We start from the raw sequence: 18,197 nt of genomic DNA on the forward strand, positions 1-18,197 counted from the left end.
GTCCTGGACGAACGCGTGAGGGCCCGGCACCACATGGTGCCGGGCCCTCACGCGTTCGGTCCTACGGCTCGCGCCGGAGCGTCACGGCGTCGGGTTGCCGCCGCCACCGTTGCCGCCGCCCGCAGGCGGGCCGCTCGAGATCACCAGGTCGACCTTCGTCCCCTCGGGGATCGCGGTGTCCTTCGCGGGGTTGGACGAGATGACCTGACCCTTGGGGACGGTGGCGGACTCCTTCTCGGTGACGTTGCCCAGGTTGAGCTGACGGCCGCCGAGCGACTCCTCGGCCTGGTCCTGCGTCATCCCCGTCATGTCCGGCACGTTCGTCATCTCGGGGCCGGTCGGCACGGGGGCCTTGGCGATGGTCAGCGTGACCTTCTGGCCCTGCTTGCCGGGGCCGGCGCCCGGGTTCTGCTTGATGACCGTGCCGGCGGTCTTGGTGCTCTCCTCCTCGACGATCGCATAGCTGAGGTCGAGGTCGTCGAGGGCCTTCTCGGCCTCGGCCTGGGGCTTGCCGAGCAGGTCCGGGATCGTGACGAGGCCGCTCGAGATGAAGATCTTGACCGCCGAACCGGCCGGGGCGCTCTCGTCGGCAGCGGGCTCGGTCCGTGTGACCAGACCCTTCTTCACGGTGCCGTTGTCCTCCTGGTCGACCGTCGGGTCGACTGCGAGGCCGGCGGACTCGATCTCGGCACGAGCCTGCTCCTGGGAGAGCCCCGCTACGTTCGGGACGATCACGGCAGCCGGGCCGGCCGAGAAGAACACCGTGACCTCGGTGCCCTCGGGGACGGACGCGCCGCTCTCAGGGTTCGAGCTGACGAAGGTGTCCTTGGGAAGCTGCGACTCCTGGTCGATCGCCTTGAGGAACGTCAGCCCCACGGCGTCGAGGGCCTCCTCGGCCTGCTCCGGGGTCGTGGTCGCGCTGAACGCAGGGACGGTGACCGTCTTGGGTTCGGGCGGCTGCTGGTTGAGCAGGATCATGGTGATGATCGCGGCGATCGCGACGACGCCCACCGCGATGAGCGCCCACATGAGGCCACGCTTCTTGCCCGACCCCTCGTCCTCCGGCTCGCCCTCGGCGAGGGGCCCACCGGGCTGCTGCCCCGGGGGGACGGCGGCGGGGACCCCGGTGGTCTCCCACGGGTTCGGCGCACCGGCGACGGCGGGGCTCATGACCTGCGTCGCGTTCTCGAGCGGGCCCTGCACCTGGGTCGCGGCCAGAGCGGCCGCCCCTGCCGCGGCCGCCGCCGCGACGCCGAGCGCGGGTGCCGTGATGTGTCCGCCACGGACCGCGTTCTCCAGGTCGTTGCGGAACTCTGCGGCGCTGCTGTAGCGCGCGGTGCGCTCCTTGGCGAGCGCCTTGAGCGTGATGCGGTCGAGGACCTCGGGGACGTCCGGGGCGAGGTCGCTCGGCTTCGCGGGCGCCTCTCGCACGTGCTGGTAGGCCACGGCGACCGGAGAGTCGCCGATGAACGGCGGGCGTCCCGTGAGGAGCTCGAAGAGCAGGCAGCCCGTCGAGTACAGGTCGCTGCGCGCGTCGACCGTCTCGCCGCGGGCCTGCTCGGGAGACAGGTACTGCGCGGTGCCGATCACGGCGTGCGTCTGCGTCATGGTCGCCGCGGAGTCCGCGACCGCACGGGCGATGCCGAAGTCCATGACCTTGACCGCACCCGTCGGGGTGATCATCACGTTGGCGGGCTTGATGTCGCGGTGCACGATGCCGGCGTGGTGCGAGTACTCGAGGGCCGACAGCACGCCCGCGGTGATCTCGATGGCCTCGTCGATCGGGACGGCCTGGCCGTCGCCCAGGATGTCGCGGACGGTGTGACCCTCGACGTACTCCATGACGATGAACGGCACGTGCGCGGTACCGCCGCCGGGCTCGACGTGGGTGTCCTCACCCGTGTCGTACACCGCGACGATCGCCGGGTGGTTCAGTGCCGCTGCGGCCTGCGCCTCGCGGCGGAACCGGGCCAGGAACGACGGGTCGCGCGCGAGGTCCGAGCGCAGGATCTTGATCGCCACGGTCCGTCCGAGACGGGTGTCGTGGCCGATGTGCACCTCGGCCATACCGCCTCGGCCGATGAGCTCACCGACCTCGTACCGGCCGGCGAGTACCCGGGGAGCGTTGTCCACCACTTAGGAGTCCTTCGATGTCGTCGGGGCCGGGGACCCAGAGGGACCCGGCACAGTACTGAGCATCATCCCATCGTCGGACGCCAGGTCCGGGGACGAATGCAACGATCTGGTCACGTTAGGCGCGGAAGATGCCCCTTCGGAGCGCTCGTCGCCGCCTCCCACGAGGGTCGCGACGAGCACGACGAGCAGGAGCCCGAGGAGCGCGAGGAGCGGCCACGAGAACCCCTTGGCGAATCCGCCGATCCGCTGCCCGGTCGTGGTCGAGGTCCTGACGGGCGGCGCGTCCTGGGACGCGCGCCGACGCTCCGCGCGCGTGACACCTGCGGTGGCCGCCCGGGGGGAGCCTGCCTGCGCCGAGGTGCGCGACGTCGTCGGGCCGGACTCTGCGCGGCGCGGGCGCGCAGCCGACGCACCACCGTGCATCTCCCGGCGCGGCGGGTACGAGCGTGGCGTGTCCGCGGGCGGGTCCGCCGCGGCGGGTGCCGAGGCGCCGGGTGCCGAGGCGCGCTCCCACGGGAGCGCGGTCGGCTCGGCCGGTCCGGGTACGGGAGGTGCGGGCGGAGGCGGCGGCGGAGGGGGGAAGGCCTGGCCGTCGAAGACAGGGGTGCTCGACGACGTCGCGGGCGCCGCGGGTGCAGCCGCCGCCGAGGCCGCGGACGGCGCGGAGAGGGCCGAGTGGCCCGAGTACCCGGACTGGGCCGAGTAGCCGGTCTGTGCCGACAGACCCGCCTGTGCCGCGGATGCCGCCGATGCTGAGGGTGCCGAGGGGGCCGAGTGCGCCGACCGGGCGGGGTCCTGCAGGCGCGGCGACGAGATCGTGGGCAGAGGACGCGAGCGCAGCTCCTCGGGGATCTCGAGCGGCGTGGGAGAGCTCGGGGGCGGGGACGCGCCGTGGCGGGCCGGCTGCGCGCGGCGCGAGCGGCGCGACGGGCCGCCCGCACGAGCGGTCGCCCCCCACGGGTCGCGGGCGATGGTCTCCACGAGGTCGTCGAGGGTCTGGGCGAGCGCCGAGGCCGGCATGGGGCGCGCCTTGGGGTCCTTCGCGAGCATCGCGTAGATGAGGGAGGCGAGCGACGGGTGCACGTGCGCGGGCAGCGGCGGCACCTTCTCGTTGACGTGCGCCACCGCGATGTCCACGGGCGTCGACCCCGTGAACGGCCTGTTCCCGGCCACGGACTCGTACGCCACGATCCCCAGCGCGTACACGTCGGAGGCTCCCGTCGCGGCCTGGCCGATCGCCTGCTCGGGAGACAGGTACTGGGCCGTGCCCATGACCATGCCCGTCGCGGTCATGGGGACCTGGTTCGCCGCGAGCGAGACGCCGAAGTCGGTGATCTTCACGATCCCGCGAGGCTCGAGCAGGATGTTGCCCGGCTTGACGTCGCGGTGCACCACGCCCGCGACGTGCGCGGCGTGCAGGGCGCGTGCGGTCTGCGCCAGGATGGGCAGCAGCTTGGACGGCATCAGGACGGGCTCGCGCTCCAGGAGGTCCGCCATGGGCTCGCCCATGACGAGCTCCATGACCAGGTACCCCGACTGGTTCTGCTCGCCGTAGTCGTACATCTGGGCGATGTTCGGGTGGGACAGGGCGGCGCTGTTGCGCGCCTCGGTGCGCAGGCGCTCCAGGAAGTCCTCGTTGCCCGCGTACTCCTCGCGCAGGAGCTTGACGGCGACCTCGCGCCCGAGCGCGCGGTCGTTCGCGACCCACACCTCCCCCATGCCGCCGATCGCGATGCGGCGGACGAGGCGGTAGCGGTCGCCCAGGGCTAGCCCCTCGACAGGTCTCACTTGTTCAACACCGCCTCCATCACTGCCTTCGCGATGGGGGCGGCCACGGCGCCGCCGGTCGCCTCGTTGCCGCTGTCGCCACCGTTCTCGACGATGACGGCGACGGCGACCTGCGGGTTGTCGGCGGGTGCGAAGCCCGTGAACCAGGCGTGCGGGGCCGCGCCCGACTGGTGCTCGGCGGTCCCGGTCTTGCCGGCGACCTGGACGCCGCTGATGCGCGCCGGCTTGCCCGAGCCGTTCTCCACGACGCTGATCATCATCGAGGTGAGCTGCTGCGCGGTGGTCGGCGACACCGAGGTGCGCAGGAGCGACGGCTCGGTCTGCTCGACGACCTCGAGGTCCGCGCCCCGGACCGTCTGCACGGTGTAGGGCGTCATCTGCTTGCCGCCGTTGGCGATCGCGGCCGAGATCATGGCGATCTGGAGCGGCGTGGCGCGGACGTCGCCCTGTCCGATCGAGGCGCGTGCGAGCTGCCCGCCGTCGTCGGTGACCTCCGCGTCCGGGAAGTGGCTGGCGGTGACCGTCATGGGGACGGACAGCTTCGAGTCGAAACCGAAGTCCTCGGACTGGGACCGCATCGCGTCCCCGCCGAGGGTGACCCCGAGGTCCGCGAACGCGGTGTTGCACGAGATGCGCATGGCGTCCGCGAGGGTCTGCTCCCCCGACGGCGAGCACCGGGCCCCACCGAAGTTCTTCATGGCCGCGGTCGAGTTGGGGTACTGGTACTCGTCGGGGGCCGGGATGACGGTGTCGGGCGTGTACTGGCCCGACTCGAGGGCCGCGGCGGCCGTCACGAGCTTGAAGGTGGACCCCGGCGGGTACGTGTTGCCCGCGATGGCGCGGTTCACGAGCGGGTCGCCGTCGGCGTTGATGAGCGACTGGTAGGCCTCGCTCGCGGCCTTGGTGTCGTGGGTCGCGAGGACGTTCGGGTCGTAGGACGGCTTGGAGACCATCGCGAGGATCTTGCCCGTCGCCGGCTCGATCGCGACGACCGCACCGCGCTGCTCGCCGAGCGCGTCGTAGGCGGCCCGCTGGGCCGCGGGGTCGATCGTGAGCTCGACCGACGCCCCCTGGGGCTTCTGTCCGGTGATCAAGCCCTGGAGCCGGTCGATCCACAGCGTGCTCGCCTGGCCGTTGAGGAACTCGTTCTCCGTGCTCTCGATCGCGGACTTCCCGTTGACGATCGAGAAGTACCCCGTGACGTGCCCGAACACGGGCCCGTCGGTGTAGGAGCGCTGGTAGCCGTACGGGTCGTCGACCGGGGTCGAGAGCGCGACCGACTCCCCCGCGACGACGATCGGGCCCCGGAAGTTCCCGTACTCGCGGTACACCTGGCGCTTGTTGCGCGGGTCGTTGTTGAGCGAGTCCGCCTGGACGAACTGGATGTAGGTGGTCGAGACCATGAGCGCCAGGAACATGACGAGCACGACGGTCGCCACACGGCGCAGGGGGACGTTCACAGGTTCTTCCGCTCGGTGTCGTCGATGATCTCGGTCGCCCCGGTCATCGTGTCACCACCGGCCTCGGAGAGGTCGGTGCGCACGACCTGCGTGGGCAGGTCCTGGGAGTGGCCGCCACGCGACGGCCCGACGACGGCGCTCGCCTCGCCCGCCTCGACGGCCTCCTGGGAGCCAGCACCCACCGCGACGGGCTGGCTGCCCGTGCTCGGACCCGTCGCTGCCTGCGAGGGCGCGACCTGGCCCCGCACCGGCAGGGACGACGGCCGGCGGGCGTTGTCGGAGATCCGCAGCAGGAGACCGATCACGAGCCAGTTCGCGAGCAGCGACGAACCGCCCTGCGCGACGAACGGCATGGTCAGGCCCGTGAGCGGGATGATGCGGGTGATCCCGCCGATCACCACGAAGAGCTGCCACGCCATGACGAAGGCGAGACCGCCCGCGAGGAGCTTGCCGAACCCGTCGCGGACGCCGATCGCGGTCCGCAGGCCGCGCTCGACCAGCACGAGGTACATGACGAGGATCGCGAGCAGGCCCGCGAGCCCGAGCTCCTCGCCGAGCGAGGTGTAGATGAAGTCCGAGTAGGCGTACGGCACGAGGCGTGGATAGCCCTGTCCCCAGCCGGTACCGGTCAGGCCCCCGTTCGCGAGCCCGAACATCCCGCCCACGAGCTGGCCCGAGCCCCCCGGGTCACGGCCGAAGATCTCCGGGGCCAGCGGGTTGAGCCACACGTCGACCCGCGCCTGGACGTGGGGGAACACCGAGGCGGCGACGACGGCGCCCACCGCGAACATGCTCAAGCCGATCGCGACCCAGCTGAAGCGCTCGGTCGCGATGTACAGCATGGCGACGAACAGCCCGAAGAACAGGAGCGAGGTCCCCAGGTCGCGCTCGAAGATGAGGACCGCGAGCGAGGCGGCCCACACGATGACGAGCGGGCCGAGGTCCCGCAGGCGCGGGAGCTGGAGGCCGAGGATCTTGGGGCCGGCGAGCGCGAGCGTGTCCCGGTTGGTCACGAGGTAGCCCGCGAAGAAGATCGCGAAGGCGATCTTGGCGAACTCGGCCGGCTGGAGCGACATCCCGGCGATGTTCACCCAGATGCGGGCGCCGTTGATGTTGCGGCCGATCACCGGGAGCAGGGGCATGACGACGAGCACCAGGCCGACGATCATCGCGGTGTACGAGTACCGGCGCAGGGTCCGGTGGTCCTTGAGCAGCCAGACCACGCCGCACGCCGCGACCACGCCGAGCACGGTCCACATGAGCTGCTTCGACGCCAGGTCCGAGGGAGACCCGACCATCGAGCCGCCGATGGCGATCCGGCCGATCATCGCGAGGCCGATGCCGTTGAGCGCGATCGCGACGGGCAGGATCACCTGGTCGGCGTAGGGCGCCTTGAGGCGCAGGATCACGTGCCCGCCCAGGGCGAGCGCGACGAGGGTCAGGCTGTACAGGGTGAAGTTGTCCGGGAGCTTGTCCTGGAGCCCGTACCCGACCGAGGCATAGGAACCGATCCCGATCGCGAGAGCGAGCACGAGCAGGCCCGCCTCGGCTCGTCGGGACGGGCGCTTCGTGGACGTCGTGGCGTGCGGCTCGACCGTGGCCATCAGGGCGCTGCCGGGGGGACGGTGGCGTCCGCGGGCGGGACGGCCGGGTCGACGGGCGCGGCGGGGTCGACCGGAGCTGCTGGGTCGACCGGCGTCTGGGTCTCGGTGGTCTCGCTGGTCGTGGCCTCGGTGTCCGCCTTGGCGTCGGCGACGAGGCGGCTCGCGCGCTCGCGCGCGTCGTCGAAGGACGTCGCGCTGATGGTCTCCTGCAGCCGGTCCACGACGTACGGCGGGAGGTCGGCGACCTTGGCGCCCGTGAGCTCGACCGGGGTCGACAGCGTGAGCGGCCCTGCGCTCGTCGGGACTCCCTGGAAGACGGCGACCTGACCGTCGGCGACACCGACGTAGTACTGCTCCTGGGTCCAGCGGTACCCGTACAGGGCACCTGCACCGATCACCGCGAGGACGACGACGGTCACGACGGGGGCGATCCAGCGCTTGGTGCGCTTGGCGGGCCGCACGTCGGCGTCGTCACCAGCCGGGGGCGTGGCACCGTCCGCGTTGTCGGCCGGCGCGTGTTCAGGGTCGGTGGGCTCCTCGCCCGCGGTGTCCTCCTGCTGGGCAGCGCTCGCCGAGGCGACGAGCGACGCCGCCCGCGCTGCCGGACCGTCCTGGGCAGACGTCGGGCGGTCGCGGTCGATCGCCGCGGAGCCGACGACGACCGGTGCCGTCGAGGGACCGGCGCCGTCGGGAAGGGTGTCCAGGTCGACGACGTCGACCACGACGACCGTCACGTTGTCCGTGCTGCCCGCCCGCAGCGCGAGGTGCAGGAGCCGCTCGGCGCACTCGTCGGTGTCCGGGACCGAGATCAGGGTCTGCTCGAGCGTCTCGAGGCTCACGAACCCCGAGAGTCCGTCCGAGCACAGCATCCAGCGGTCGCCCGGGCGGGCCTCGCGGACCGACATGTCGGGCGTGAGGTCGACGTCGAAGTCGCCGAGGACCCGCATCACGACGTTGCGCTGCGGGTGGTACTCGGCTTCCTCCGGGGTGATGCGGCCCGTGTCGACGAGGTGCTGGACGAACGTGTGGTCGGTCGTGACCTGGTTCAGGACGCCGTCGCGGAGCAGGTACGCGCGGGAGTCGCCGAGGTGCGCCATCGCGAGCGTGTTGCCGCTGCGCAGGAGCGCCGTGACGGTCGTCCCCATGCCCGCGAGCTCGGGAGTCTGCTCGCTGCGCTCGACCAGGTCGAGGCGGGCGTTGTCGATCGACGACTCCAGGAGGGCGAGAGCCTCGTCGGGACCGTGCGACTCGCCGTCGAGCGGGGCGAGGGCCGCGACCGCGAGCGAGGAGGCGACGTCACCGCCGGCATGGCCGCCCATCCCGTCGGCCACGACGACCAGGTGCGGACCCGCGTACCCCGAGTCCTGGTTGTTCGAGCGGACCAGGCCCACGTCGGAGAGGGCGGCGTACTTGAGCGCGATGTTCATGGGGCGCTACCGCTGCAGCTCGACGATGCTCTGACCGACTCGTACGCCCACGCCAGGAGGAAGGGGCTCGATACCGGAGATGCGTCGATCGTTGATGTACGTGCCGTTCGTCGAGCCGAGGTCCTCCACGTACCAGGCGCCACCCTGGGGGAAGATGCGGGCGTGCCGGGACGACGAGTAGTCGTCGTCGAGGACGAGGGTGCAGCTCGGAGCACGACCCAGCAGGATCGACGACGCCGAGAGCGGGATCGTGGTGCCGCGCAAGGGACCGGACGTCACGACGAGCCGTGAGGGTCCGGCCGGGGCCGCGGGCGTCGGAGCCGAGGGGGCCGCTCCGCGGGAGGGGGCCGCGCCCCGTGCGGGAGCCGCAGCAGCGGCAGGGCGCGCCTCGTGGGTGTTCCGGCCCTTGCGTGCCGTGATCTTGGTGCCGTACAGGTCGCGTCGCAGCACACCGATCGCGGCGAACACGAACACCCACAGGAGGACCAGGAATCCCAGCCGCAGCAGGGTGAACGTCAGCTCGGTCATGCGGAGGGGATCACCAATCCTCGTTGTCGGGCGCACCCGTCCAGAACATGATGCGGGTCCGCCCGATGGTCAGGCTGTTCCCGTCGAGCAGGGTAGCGGCCGGGACCTGGTGGCCCTCGACGAACAGTCCGTTGGTCGAACCGAGGTCCGTCGCGATCACGCCGTCGGGCGTGACGCGGATCTCGAGGTGGCGTCGCGAGACACCCGGGTCGTCGACCACGATGTCGGCTTCCGACCCACGTCCGATGACGGTGACGGGACCCGTGAGCAGGTAACGCTGCCCGTCGATGTCGACCAGGGGGTGCCGTGCGCTGGGTGCCGAGCTCGTCGCGGGAGCGACGTTCCCCCGCACGCTCGCCGACCGCAGCTGGAAACGCCCCGTGTCCAGGGAGTCGTCCTGCTCGAACGACACGCTCACCGGGCCGACGAACGCGTAGTGCTGAGAGGCCGCGTGCTCCGTCACGTTGGCCGCGAGCTCGTCGGCGAGCGACTCCGCTCCCCAGCCCTCGACCTGTGCGTAGTCGTCCGGCGACAGCTCGATGGTGAACTGGTTGGGCACGACCGTCCGGTCGCGGTCCACGACCGCGGCCCGGTCGTCGACCTCACGACGCAGAGCACTCGCCAGCTCGACGGGCTTGACCTCGCTGCGCCCGACCTTGAAGGCGTTGTTGACGACGCGTTCGACGCCCTTCTCGAAACGATCCAGGACTCCCATGCCACCTCCTCCCTCATCGACGTTCCCTCGACCGGGTACACGGTCCCCGGGCAGACTACCTAGATCGTAACGACCCGGGGCCTCGCCGGGCCGGTGATCGGCCGAAGTGGACGGGGAGATCAGGGGGAGATCGGGTGCCCCGTGCGTGAGGCGCCTCCCGCAGCGGGGTACTGTTCTCTCTGGTGCAGCACCGGGCTCGGCCCCGGTGAAGCGCCTGTGGAAGACACTCCGAGGGTGGCCCGACGACCGATGCAGGTCTGGACCGGCTCTCGTGATAATCTTCTGCGGCACGCGCGAGTGGCGGAATGGCAGACGCGCTAGCTTCAGGTGCTAGTGTCCGAAAGGGCGTGGGGGTTCAAGTCCCCCCTCGCGCACGTGATGTACGAAAGGCCCCGGATCATCGATCCGGGGCCTTCGTCGTACCTGGCGGGTTCAGCGACCGCCCTGGCACGTCCGTGCGGGCGTCAGCCGAACACGTGGTGGTAGAACTGCCCCACCCAGTCGGCGAACTCGGGGCTGATGTTGACCTCCTCCTCGACCGAGTACCGGCTGAAGACGCCGTTCACCACGGGCGGGTCCTCGGTCGTGAACCACGGTCCTCCGCTGCCTCCGGCGGTGAGGTTGTCCTCCTTGGTGACGGTCGACGGGAAGGTGTCGGCGACGCGCCGCCCGAGGCTGTGCCACATGTGTTCGCCGTCGAACGGGAACCGGGGGGTCGGGCGGGCCGGGTAGCCCGTGTTGTCCCAGGTGGTGCCGGTGCGCCCCCACCGGACGCCGGCCGTGCCGACGACGTCGCCGACGCCCCGCCCGTCGCCGTCCGGGGCGACGGTGCACAGCCCGAGGTCCCACGCGGACGACTCGTCCGTGGTCCATGCGGTGGGCCACGCCGACCGGGTGACGTTCCACTTCTTGTAGGGGGCCGCGCCCGCCGTGTAGGCGGGGACGAAGACGATGTCGGTCGCCTGGTTGCCCCCGAGCACGAGGCAGTGCGCGGCGGTCATGATGCCGAAGCGGTGGACGACGACGGCCGAGGCGGTGTGCGGCTTGCCGTCCATGACGAAGAAGAGCTTGCCGACGGTCCGCTCGGGGAAGGACTGGGGGTCCTTGACGCGGGCGGTCTGGGCGGCGCCGAGCAGGTCCAGCCGCCCGCCCTCGGACGGGGCCGTGCCGGAGACCGTGCCGGAGACCGTGCCGCCTGCGCCGGCCGAGGTGACCTCGGTGACCGCCAGGGCGTCCCGGTCGATCGTGATCGAGCGGTCGAGCGGCTCGGCCTCTTCCATCCGCTCGGGGGTCCAGAAGTCGGTGCCCTCGGCGTCGGCCGCGTGGAGTGCGCGGGTGACGTCGTCGGACTCGACGAAGTCCGGCTCGTGCGTCGCGGTCAGCGTCCACGGCCCGGCCGGGTACAGGTTGGCGTCGACGGTGTACCAGACGATCGTCCAGCTGCAGCCGCGGTCGTAGTCGCTCTTGACGTAGACGTTGCCGTTGTTCCGGCCGATGATCGTGGCGCTGAGCTTCTGCCAGTCGCCGCCGTTGTCGGTCCTGTTGCAGATCACGTCCCACCCGACGATCACCTTGGAGGTGTCGCGGAACGTGAACACGTTCTCCCGCCACCCGATCTTCCAGTCGGCCGAGTAGTTCTGGGTGACGCTGGCCACGTCGATGCCCGGGGCGTCGCCGCGCTGGAAACCGTAGCCCCACCGCACCCGGCCCTTGTCGGCGTCGAAGTTCTCCCCCTCGGCCGGCTCGGTCTTCGCCGCGGCGACGACCTGGGTGTAGAACGTCTGGCGGTTGGCGACGACGTCGAGCTCGCCGAGGAGCCGCTTGGTGTCCGCCGTGAACGCCTCGATCCTGGGCTGGTCGGTCGGGAGGGACGACTGGTAGGCCTCGAGGTCCTTCTCGAGCCTGCGGAACGGGTCGTCCACGAGCTTCTTGCCGAACTCGGGGCAGGTCTTGACGCGGCTCCTGGCGAGCCAGAACTGGCCGTAGAGGTAGCCGACCTGCGAGAAGACGTCGGGGCTGATGGGCACCTCGCCCGAGATCGACGGGTCGATCATGCGGTAGGCCATGAGGTAGGACTCGAGCGGGGCGGGCGTCTGGGCCCCGTTGAACCAGGGCAGGAGCGTCGAGACGATCGTCTCGGCCGTCCACGTCGATCCCGACGGGGGGTCGGGGAAGCTGCCCTTGACCCCCCGTGCGGTGATGTGGATGCTGACGTTCGCGCCGTGCTCCGAGGCGACCTTCTCGAACGCCGAGCTTCCCTCGGTGCTGAACACCTGGGGGACCTCGGCGGCCACGGCGGCCGAGAACTTCGTGCGCTGCTCGGTGCTGGTGAACCGGCACTGGTAGGTGACGTACAGCGAGGAGCCCGAACGGTAGCCGGCCACGAAGTAGTCGCCGTACTTCTCGCGGAAGCCGGGTCCGGGCTCGACCGCGAGCTCGTACGACGGGGCGAGCGAGTACTGGCCGTCCTCGACGGACACCTCGGCGACGAGGGTCACCGCGAGGTCGGAGACGGCGAGCTCGTCGAGGAACGAGGTGCTGGCGCTGACCGTGATGCCCTCGATGTTGTACGAGCCCTTCAGCGAGGCGCTGATGAGGGACTGGACGTCGCTCTCCGCCTGGATGAACGAGTACATGAACTCGGGGTTCTGGGTCGTGCTGGGCGTGACGGTGAACGGCTTGACGGCCGAGGCGCGGAGCTGGCCGGTCACGGCGTCGACGCCGAGGCCCGGCTTGTAGCTCGGCTGCCAGGGCTGGCCGACGACCGTGGTGTTGAGGAGCGTGGTCGGTTGTGTGTTCGATACCTGTCTCATCATCGATCCCCTTGCGTGTTCGAGTGATTACGGATGGTCGTGCTCAGCTCGTCATCGATGCATCACCGGTCCCCTGGTCCGGGTGGGTGCGAGGGCCTCGTGGTCGCCGCCTCCGAGGGGGCGGTTCAGCGGGAGCCTCGCGCACGTCGTCGTGCGTTCCTCACTCTGCTCGACGGCGTCAGGTGTCGTCCTCACCAGAATTGGTGAACTGTGCCGGGGCGTCGTGGAGCCAGGTCATGTGGCCGGACCGACGGGCGACGGCTACGGCCTCGAGCTGGGACCGGACCTGGAGCTTGGTCAGGATCGACTTGATGTGGCTGCGGATCGTGTGGGTCGAGAGGAAGCGCTGGTTGCTGATCTGCGCCGCGCTGAAGCCCGCGATCATGCCGCGCAGGACGCCGTTCTCGGCGGCGGTCAGGCGGCCGAGGCCGGCGCTCTCGTCGCGTCGCCGCTGCAGCGTGCGGGAGAAGGCGACGGCCTCGTGCTCGGTCCGTCCGGGCGTCAGGTGCGCCCTCTCGACGAGGCGGAGCAGCGAGAGCAGGGACGCGGACTGGTTGAGGACCGTGGCGCCCCGCCCGTGCAGCGTGAGGAGGACCGACACGGAACGCACCGAGCCGACGCAGACGCACGTCGTGAGAGAACCGGACGTGGGCAGGCCCATCCGGGGGTTGCCGTCGTCGTCCTCGATGACGACGACCGCCCTCGTCCGCAGGTGCGTGGGGTCGGCGCGGGAGACGGTGAGCAGGTCGGCCGTCCACCCGCGGGCCACGAGGCCGGCGTGGAGCGCGGGGCCGAGGGCGGTCCCGTGCGGCGCGAGGACCGTGATGCTCGGCCGCGAGTTCTCCACGGTCGTCTTTCTGGCACGGGTCGTGAGGGTCGGCAACCGCGAGCCGTGCTCGTCTCGGGCGGCCCGCGCCACCATACCTAGATCTGCTAGGTTAGTTACCCCTAGCAGTCCTAGGTATTGGAGCACCATGCACATCGACAAGGACCTCGTCGCCGCCTCGGCCACGCCGCTCGTCCTCGGCATCCTCGCGGACGGGGAGTCGTACGGCTACGCGATCGTCCGACGCGTCAACGAGCTCTCGGGCGGCCACATGCAGTGGACCGACGGCATGCTCTACCCCCTTCTCCACCGGCTCGAACGCCTCGGGCTCGTCGAGGCGACGTGGGGCGTGTCCGACGTCGGGCGGCGGCGCAAGCACTACGCCCTGACGCCCGCAGGCCACGAAGCGCTCGCCGAGCGCCGCGCGCAGTGGCAGGTCGTCGCCGACGCGCTCCAGCAGGTGTGGAAGGACCTGGGCGACGCCCAGCCTCCCCGCGCCGTGGCCGAGGGGTGGGCATGATGCCCGGCACCCCTGAGCTCGAGGCCCAGATCGACCAGTGGCGCAGCTACGTCCAGCGCCGTCAGGCGATCTCCACGGCCGACGTCGACGAGATGGAGGACCACCTGCGTGAGCAGGTCGCCGACCTGACCGCGACGGGCCTCGACGGCGACGAGGCCTTCCTCGTGGCGGTCAAGCGCATGGGCAACCTCGACGAGGTCTCGCGGGAGTTCGCGCGCGAGCACTCCGACCGCCTGTGGAAGCAGCTCGTGCTCGTCCCGGACGCCGGAACGCCAGGTCGGGGCGAGCGGTCGTGGCGCGAGCTCGCCGTCGTCCTCGCGCTCGCGGTCGGCGCGGGCGTAGCGGTCAAGGTCGCCGCCGAGACGATCGGCGACGAGACCGTCCTGCTGCGCAACGTCAGCCTGCTCGTCCTCCCGTTCCTCGCGGGCTACTTCGCGTGGAAGCGACGCCTCACGTGGGGCGTGGGCGTGATGCTCCTGGTCCCGTTCGCAGTGCTCGCGGTCGTGCTCAACGTCTACCCCTTCGAGGCGGACGGCTCGACCCTGCTCCTCGCCGCCCTGCACGCCCCGGTCGTCCTGTGGGCGCTCGTGGGGATCGCGTACGTCGGTGGACGGTGGCGCTCGGACAGCGGCCGCATGGACTTCGCCCGGTTCACGGGCGAGCTCGCGATCTACTTCACGCTCCTCGCGCTGGGTGGCGCCGTCCTGCTCGGCCTCACGTTCGGGACCCTCAACCTCGTCGGGATCGACCCCGAGCCGTTCTTCGAGGGCTGGGTCCTGCCCTTCGCCGTGCCCGGGGCGCTCGTCGTCGCGGCCTGGCTCGTCGAGGCCAAGCAGAACGTCGTCGAGAACATCGCCCCGGTCCTGACCAGGGTCTTCACCCCCCTGACGATCGTGATGCTGCTCGTGCTGTTCGTGGTACTCGCGACGGCCGGGTCCCTGCTCGACACCGACCGCGGGCTCCTCATCCTCATGGACGCGATCCTCGTCCTCGTCCTGTGCCTGCTCCTCTACTCGGTCTCGGCACGCGACCCGCTCTCGCCGCCCCACCTGTTCGACGCCCTGCTGCTCGCCCTGGTCGTCGCGGCGCTCGCGGTCGACGCGGTCGCTCTCACCGCGATGCTGACCCGCATCGCCGAGTTCGGGTTCAGCCCCAACAAGGTCGCGGCCCTGGGGCTCAACCTCCTGCTGCTCGTGCACCTCGTGGGGTCGGCACTGCTCCTCACCGCGTTCCTGCGGGGACGACGCCCGTTCGCGGCCCTCGGGCGCTGGCAGACGCAGTTCCTGCCGGTGTACGCCGTGTGGGCGGCGGTCGTGGTCGTGGTGTTCCCGCCGGTCTTCGGGTTCGTCTGACCGGCGGCCCGACGACGCAGGGCGACCCTGCGCCGTCGGGCCGGGAGGGACACCTGCCGGACGGACTTCCTTCCTCTCGTCCGGTGTGTGACAGTGGGGCCGGATGCCCCGGGCGCGCCCGCGCCCGCGCTGCTCGCACCGGTCCTGCGACCGGTGCACCCCCCCGACAGCACCGCAGGACCCTGGAGGAGCCATGACCGACGTGCACGTGCCCGTCGCCGCCGACCACGTCGTGACCGTCGACGCCGAGGGGAACCGGACCGGGACCTTCGCGCGCAGCGACGTCCACACCACGGAGACGCCCCTGCACCTGGCGTTCTCCTGCTACGTGCTCGACGGCGCAGGCCGCCTCCTCGTGACGCGTCGTGCCCTGTCGAAGCGGACGTGGCCGGGCGTGTGGACCAACTCCTTCTGCGGTCACCCGCGCTGGACCGAGTCGACCGAGGAGTCCATCACGCGGCACGCCGCGCACGAGCTGGGCCTGCGGATCGAGGGCCTCGAGGTCGCCGTGCCGGGATTCCGGTACCGGGCCGTGGACGCGTCGGGCGTGGTCGAGAACGAGATCTGCCCCGTGTACGTCGCGCGCGCCGCGAGCGACGTGACGGCCAACCCGGACGAGGTCGCCGAGCTCGAGTGGGCCGCGCCGGGCGCGCTGGGGAGCGCGGTCGACGCGACGCCGTGGGCGTTCAGCCCGTGGATGGTCCTGCAGGTCGCGGCGTTGCGCGACGCGGCGAGCGGGTCCGACGGCGCCGCCTCGCCCCTGCTGGCCGAGGTGGCCGCCGCCCTGGGCTGAGCGGGCTCAGCCGACCGGGGCGCCGACCTGGACGCTCGTCGAGCGCAGCTTCTCGGGCAGGCGCAGGTGGTCGGCGTCGGCGGTGCTCACGCGCAGCCGCCGCGCGGGCAGGGCGTGCGCCATGACCTGCTCGGCGCCCGGCTGGCCGGACCGGTGCAGGGCCGCGGCGAGCTCGTGCACGAGGATCTCCTGGCGCCGCGCGCCGCGCACCGAGAACACCCACAGGTCCTGCTTCTCGGGTTGCGGCTGCCACGTCCCGGTCCGGGTGAACGCGCGGGAGGCCTCGGCGGTCGGCCCGACGAACGTCACGGACCGCAGCGACCACACGGCGGTCCGGTTCGTCGCGGACGCCCCCTGGTCGGCCTTGAGCAGCGTCACCGGGCGCTGGGTCCCGACGATCGCCGCGACGCTCGGCGCGTCGACGTCCGCGTAGGGCACGGCGTAGGGCGTCATGAACGGGCCGAACGAGCCGACCACGAGGCCGCGTTCGAGCACGAGGAGCTTCTCGCTCGCGACGAACCGCAGGACCACGGCCAGGACCAGGCCCATCGAGAGGGCGAACCCGATCACCTCGACGACGCGGCCGTTGAAGACCATCACGGCGACGACCGCGGCGAAGATCCCGGCGACCGTCCCGATCGCGCGCGCGGAGAGCGTGCACGACTCGACGTGGCGCAGCTCGCCGAGGGTCGGGCGGTGGCGGTCCGCGACGGCGCGGACCTTGCGGGTCGCGCGGTCGCTGAGGGGGTGGGGCGCGGGGCTCAGGGGGGATCCTCGGGTCGGGTGGTGGTGCGCGCCTCAGCGGAGGGCGCGCACGAAAACTACCGCTTCGTCCCGGTCCGTGGCCAGATGGCTCCCGCCGGTGGACGCCGGGTCGAGAACCTCCTTCCCCCGGGCGCGCTCGGGTCGTCCGGGCGGGCGTGCCGTTTCGACGGTGCCCTCTCCTGCGGGGGACAATCGACGCATGTCTGATGCCGGAGTCCCGCCCGTCCCCGACCGCGCCGCCCCCTTCGAGGCGCACGTCGAGTGGGCGCGGGCGACACCGGTCGAGGGCTTCGACCTGTCCCCGATCGACGACCGCTGCATCGAGGCCCCTCTGCCCTGGGACTACCTGGTGCTCGCGCGCGAGCTCGTGGGCAGCGGCCGCGGCCCCGTCCTGGACCTGGGGACCGGTGGCGGAGGGGCTTTCGGCTCGCTCGCGCCCTTGCCGGAGGGTTCGGCCGCGACGGAGGGCTGGCCGCCGAACGTCCCCGTGGCCCGACGGCGCCTCGAACCCCTGGGCGTCGACGTCCGGCAGGTGGGGAGCAGCAAGGGCGAGGGGCTCATGCTGCCGTTCCTCGACGGCCGGTTCGCGGTGGTCCTGGACCGGCACGAGGAGTTCGAGCCGTCCGAGGTCCTGCGCGTCCTGGAACCGGGAGGCGTGTTCATCACGCAGCAGGTCGACTCCCGCGACGGGATCCGGGTCAACACCGCGCTCGGTGCACAGCTCCCCTGGGACCCGGACGACGTGACGCTCGAGGGCGCGGTGGCCGACCTGGCCGATGCCGGTTTCGTGATCGACGTGGCGCGCGAGCACGTCGGGACCCGGCACTTCCACGACCTGAGCTCGCTGCTCTGGTACCTCAAGGTCATCGCGTGGCAGGTCCCGGAGATCGCGAGCCTGTCGGCCGAGGCGATCGGGCGCTACGAGGCGCCCCTGCGTGCTCTGCACATGCACTTCGCGGCGGGCAACGACTTCGTGGACGAGGCTCCGCGGTTCCTCGTGGTGGCGCGCAAGCCGTTCTGACCGCCGAGGGCGACGGCTGCTCCCTCGTCCGTCCGGCCGGTAGCCTGCTCGCCATGGACAAGGTCAGGTTCGTCGGCGACACCACGCTGGCGCGACGGACGGCGTGGGTCGTCACCGCGGCCTCCTGCGTCCCGCTGCTGATCGCGGGCGTGGCGACCATTGCGTGGCGGCTCGCGCAGGTCAACGACTGGCAGACCGGGATGCGGAGCTTTCACGCCGGCGATCCCTTCCCCTGGTTCTGGGTCGCCCTGTCAGTGGCTCTGTCCGCGTGGCTCATGGGGTCTGCCGTCCGGGCCTGGCGTCGTGTGCGCGGACTGGTGGCCCACGACCGATCACGTTCGTCGGCCTGACGGACGTCTCTCGGTCCAGCCGGAGAGAGCGCCTTCGGCCGAGGCGTGAAGAAGCCCGCGGGCCGGTGGATTCCTCCACCCGTCGCGCTGGACAAGGGC

The 18,197-nt window shown here is 71.5% G+C and carries 15 protein-coding genes and 1 tRNA gene; 6 read left to right on the forward strand and 10 right to left on the reverse strand.

Annotated features, from left to right (window positions below; all coding sequences use genetic code 11):
• Window positions 1-81: 81 nt before the first annotated feature.
• Genes pknB through JOD48_RS00905 form a run of 7 tightly spaced genes read right to left on the reverse strand, consistent with a single transcriptional unit; the run spans window position 82 to window position 9,658 of the window.
• Window positions 82-2,136: a Stk1 family PASTA domain-containing Ser/Thr kinase gene (gene pknB, locus JOD48_RS00875; RefSeq protein ID WP_191791242.1), complete on the reverse strand. Its 2,055-nt coding sequence runs from the start codon at window positions 2,134-2,136 to the stop codon at window positions 82-84.
• Window positions 2,137-3,924: a serine/threonine-protein kinase gene (locus tag JOD48_RS19820; protein ID WP_204806758.1), complete on the reverse strand. Its 1,788-nt coding sequence runs from the start codon at window positions 3,922-3,924 to the stop codon at window positions 2,137-2,139.
• Window positions 3,921-5,384 carry a peptidoglycan D,D-transpeptidase FtsI family protein gene (locus JOD48_RS00885; RefSeq protein ID WP_204806760.1) on the reverse strand — a complete coding sequence of 488 codons (1,464 nt, stop codon included), beginning with the start codon at window positions 5,382-5,384 and terminating at the stop codon, window positions 3,921-3,923. The genes JOD48_RS19820 and JOD48_RS00885 overlap by 4 nt, the downstream gene beginning before the upstream one ends.
• Window positions 5,381-6,988: an FtsW/RodA/SpoVE family cell cycle protein gene (locus tag JOD48_RS00890; RefSeq protein ID WP_204806762.1), complete on the reverse strand. Its 1,608-nt coding sequence runs from the start codon at window positions 6,986-6,988 to the stop codon at window positions 5,381-5,383. Before JOD48_RS00890 ends, JOD48_RS00885 begins: the two co-directional genes overlap by 4 nt.
• Entirely contained in the window at window positions 6,988-8,415 is a 1,428-nt protein-coding gene (locus JOD48_RS00895; protein ID WP_204806764.1) for a PP2C family protein-serine/threonine phosphatase, read from the reverse strand. The genes JOD48_RS00890 and JOD48_RS00895 overlap by 1 nt, the downstream gene beginning before the upstream one ends.
• 6 nt (window positions 8,416-8,421) lie before the next feature.
• Window positions 8,422-8,943, reverse strand: coding sequence for an FHA domain-containing protein FhaB/FipA (locus JOD48_RS00900; RefSeq protein ID WP_204806766.1), 522 nt, complete (start codon window positions 8,941-8,943; stop codon window positions 8,422-8,424).
• Between the two features lie 10 nt (window positions 8,944-8,953).
• On the reverse strand, window positions 8,954-9,658 hold the full coding sequence (locus JOD48_RS00905) for an FHA domain-containing protein (protein WP_191791248.1): 705 nt from the start codon (window positions 9,656-9,658) through the stop codon (window positions 8,954-8,956).
• 291 nt (window positions 9,659-9,949) lie between these two features.
• Between JOD48_RS00905 and JOD48_RS00910 the strand changes: the two genes are divergently transcribed.
• Window positions 9,950-10,032, forward strand: a tRNA-Leu gene (locus JOD48_RS00910).
• Window positions 10,033-10,122: 90 nt separating this feature from the next.
• On the opposite strand, the gene JOD48_RS00915 is transcribed toward JOD48_RS00910, so the two are convergent.
• Window positions 10,123-12,474: a trypsin-like serine peptidase gene (locus JOD48_RS00915; RefSeq protein ID WP_204806768.1), complete on the reverse strand. Its 2,352-nt coding sequence runs from the start codon at window positions 12,472-12,474 to the stop codon at window positions 10,123-10,125.
• A gap of 175 nt (window positions 12,475-12,649) precedes the next feature.
• On the reverse strand, window positions 12,650-13,318 hold the full coding sequence (locus tag JOD48_RS19825; RefSeq protein ID WP_191791250.1) for a helix-turn-helix transcriptional regulator: 669 nt from the start codon (window positions 13,316-13,318) through the stop codon (window positions 12,650-12,652).
• Window positions 13,319-13,445: 127 nt separating this feature from the next.
• Here JOD48_RS19825 and JOD48_RS00925 point away from each other — a divergent pair, with 127 nt between their 5' ends.
• The 3 genes from JOD48_RS00925 to idi all read left to right on the forward strand — a co-directional run bounded on the left by JOD48_RS00925 (window position 13,446) and on the right by idi (window position 15,962).
• Window positions 13,446-13,817 (forward strand): PadR family transcriptional regulator, encoded by a 372-nt coding sequence (locus tag JOD48_RS00925; protein ID WP_191791251.1) that lies wholly within the window; start codon window positions 13,446-13,448, stop codon window positions 13,815-13,817.
• Complete coding sequence (locus JOD48_RS00930) at window positions 13,814-15,169, forward strand: permease prefix domain 1-containing protein (RefSeq protein ID WP_225227188.1); 1,356 nt, start codon at window positions 13,814-13,816, stop codon at window positions 15,167-15,169. Before JOD48_RS00925 ends, JOD48_RS00930 begins: the two co-directional genes overlap by 4 nt.
• Before the next feature lie 193 nt (window positions 15,170-15,362).
• The gene (gene idi / locus JOD48_RS00935) at window positions 15,363-15,962 is read left to right on the forward strand and encodes an isopentenyl-diphosphate Delta-isomerase (protein ID WP_204806772.1); all 600 of its coding nucleotides are present in this window, start codon (window positions 15,363-15,365) and stop codon (window positions 15,960-15,962) included.
• Window positions 15,963-15,968: 6 nt separating this feature from the next.
• On the opposite strand, the gene JOD48_RS00940 is transcribed toward idi, so the two are convergent.
• Window positions 15,969-16,562 (reverse strand): hypothetical protein, encoded by a 594-nt coding sequence (locus tag JOD48_RS00940; protein ID WP_204806775.1) that lies wholly within the window; start codon window positions 16,560-16,562, stop codon window positions 15,969-15,971.
• Window positions 16,563-16,926: 364 nt separating this feature from the next.
• Here JOD48_RS00940 and JOD48_RS00945 point away from each other — a divergent pair, with 364 nt between their 5' ends.
• Together JOD48_RS00945 and JOD48_RS00950 are read left to right on the forward strand one after the other, a co-directional pair.
• The gene (locus JOD48_RS00945; RefSeq protein WP_204806777.1) at window positions 16,927-17,748 is read left to right on the forward strand and encodes a class I SAM-dependent methyltransferase; all 822 of its coding nucleotides are present in this window, start codon (window positions 16,927-16,929) and stop codon (window positions 17,746-17,748) included.
• 53 nt (window positions 17,749-17,801) lie between these two features.
• Window positions 17,802-18,098 carry a hypothetical protein gene (locus JOD48_RS00950; protein WP_204806779.1) on the forward strand — a complete coding sequence of 99 codons (297 nt, stop codon included), beginning with the start codon at window positions 17,802-17,804 and terminating at the stop codon, window positions 18,096-18,098.
• Window positions 18,099-18,197: the final 99 nt, after the last annotated feature.

The organism is Oerskovia paurometabola, from assembly GCF_016907365.1.
Classification (GTDB): domain Bacteria; phylum Actinomycetota; class Actinomycetes; order Actinomycetales; family Cellulomonadaceae; genus Oerskovia; species Oerskovia paurometabola.

What these genes read in the sequence shown, in the direction of transcription:
- JOD48_RS00890 (WP_204806762.1), bottom strand. Translation starts at nt 6,988, where the DNA reads ATGGCCACGGTCGAGCCGCACGCCACGACGTCCACGAAGCGCCCGTCC.
- JOD48_RS00895 (WP_204806764.1), bottom strand. Translation starts at nt 8,415, where the DNA reads ATGAACATCGCGCTCAAGTACGCCGCCCTCTCCGACGTGGGCCTGGTC.
- JOD48_RS00900 (WP_204806766.1), bottom strand. Translation starts at nt 8,943, where the DNA reads ATGACCGAGCTGACGTTCACCCTGCTGCGGCTGGGATTCCTGGTCCTC.
- JOD48_RS00905 (WP_191791248.1), bottom strand. Translation starts at nt 9,658, where the DNA reads ATGGGAGTCCTGGATCGTTTCGAGAAGGGCGTCGAACGCGTCGTCAAC.
- JOD48_RS00915 (WP_204806768.1), bottom strand. Translation starts at nt 12,474, where the DNA reads ATGATGAGACAGGTATCGAACACACAACCGACCACGCTCCTCAACACC.
- JOD48_RS00925 (WP_191791251.1), top strand. Translation starts at nt 13,446, where the DNA reads ATGCACATCGACAAGGACCTCGTCGCCGCCTCGGCCACGCCGCTCGTC.
- JOD48_RS00930 (WP_225227188.1), top strand. Translation starts at nt 13,814, where the DNA reads ATGATGCCCGGCACCCCTGAGCTCGAGGCCCAGATCGACCAGTGGCGC.
- idi (WP_204806772.1), top strand. Translation starts at nt 15,363, where the DNA reads ATGACCGACGTGCACGTGCCCGTCGCCGCCGACCACGTCGTGACCGTC.
- JOD48_RS00945 (WP_204806777.1), top strand. Translation starts at nt 16,927, where the DNA reads ATGTCTGATGCCGGAGTCCCGCCCGTCCCCGACCGCGCCGCCCCCTTC.
- JOD48_RS00950 (WP_204806779.1), top strand. Translation starts at nt 17,802, where the DNA reads ATGGACAAGGTCAGGTTCGTCGGCGACACCACGCTGGCGCGACGGACG.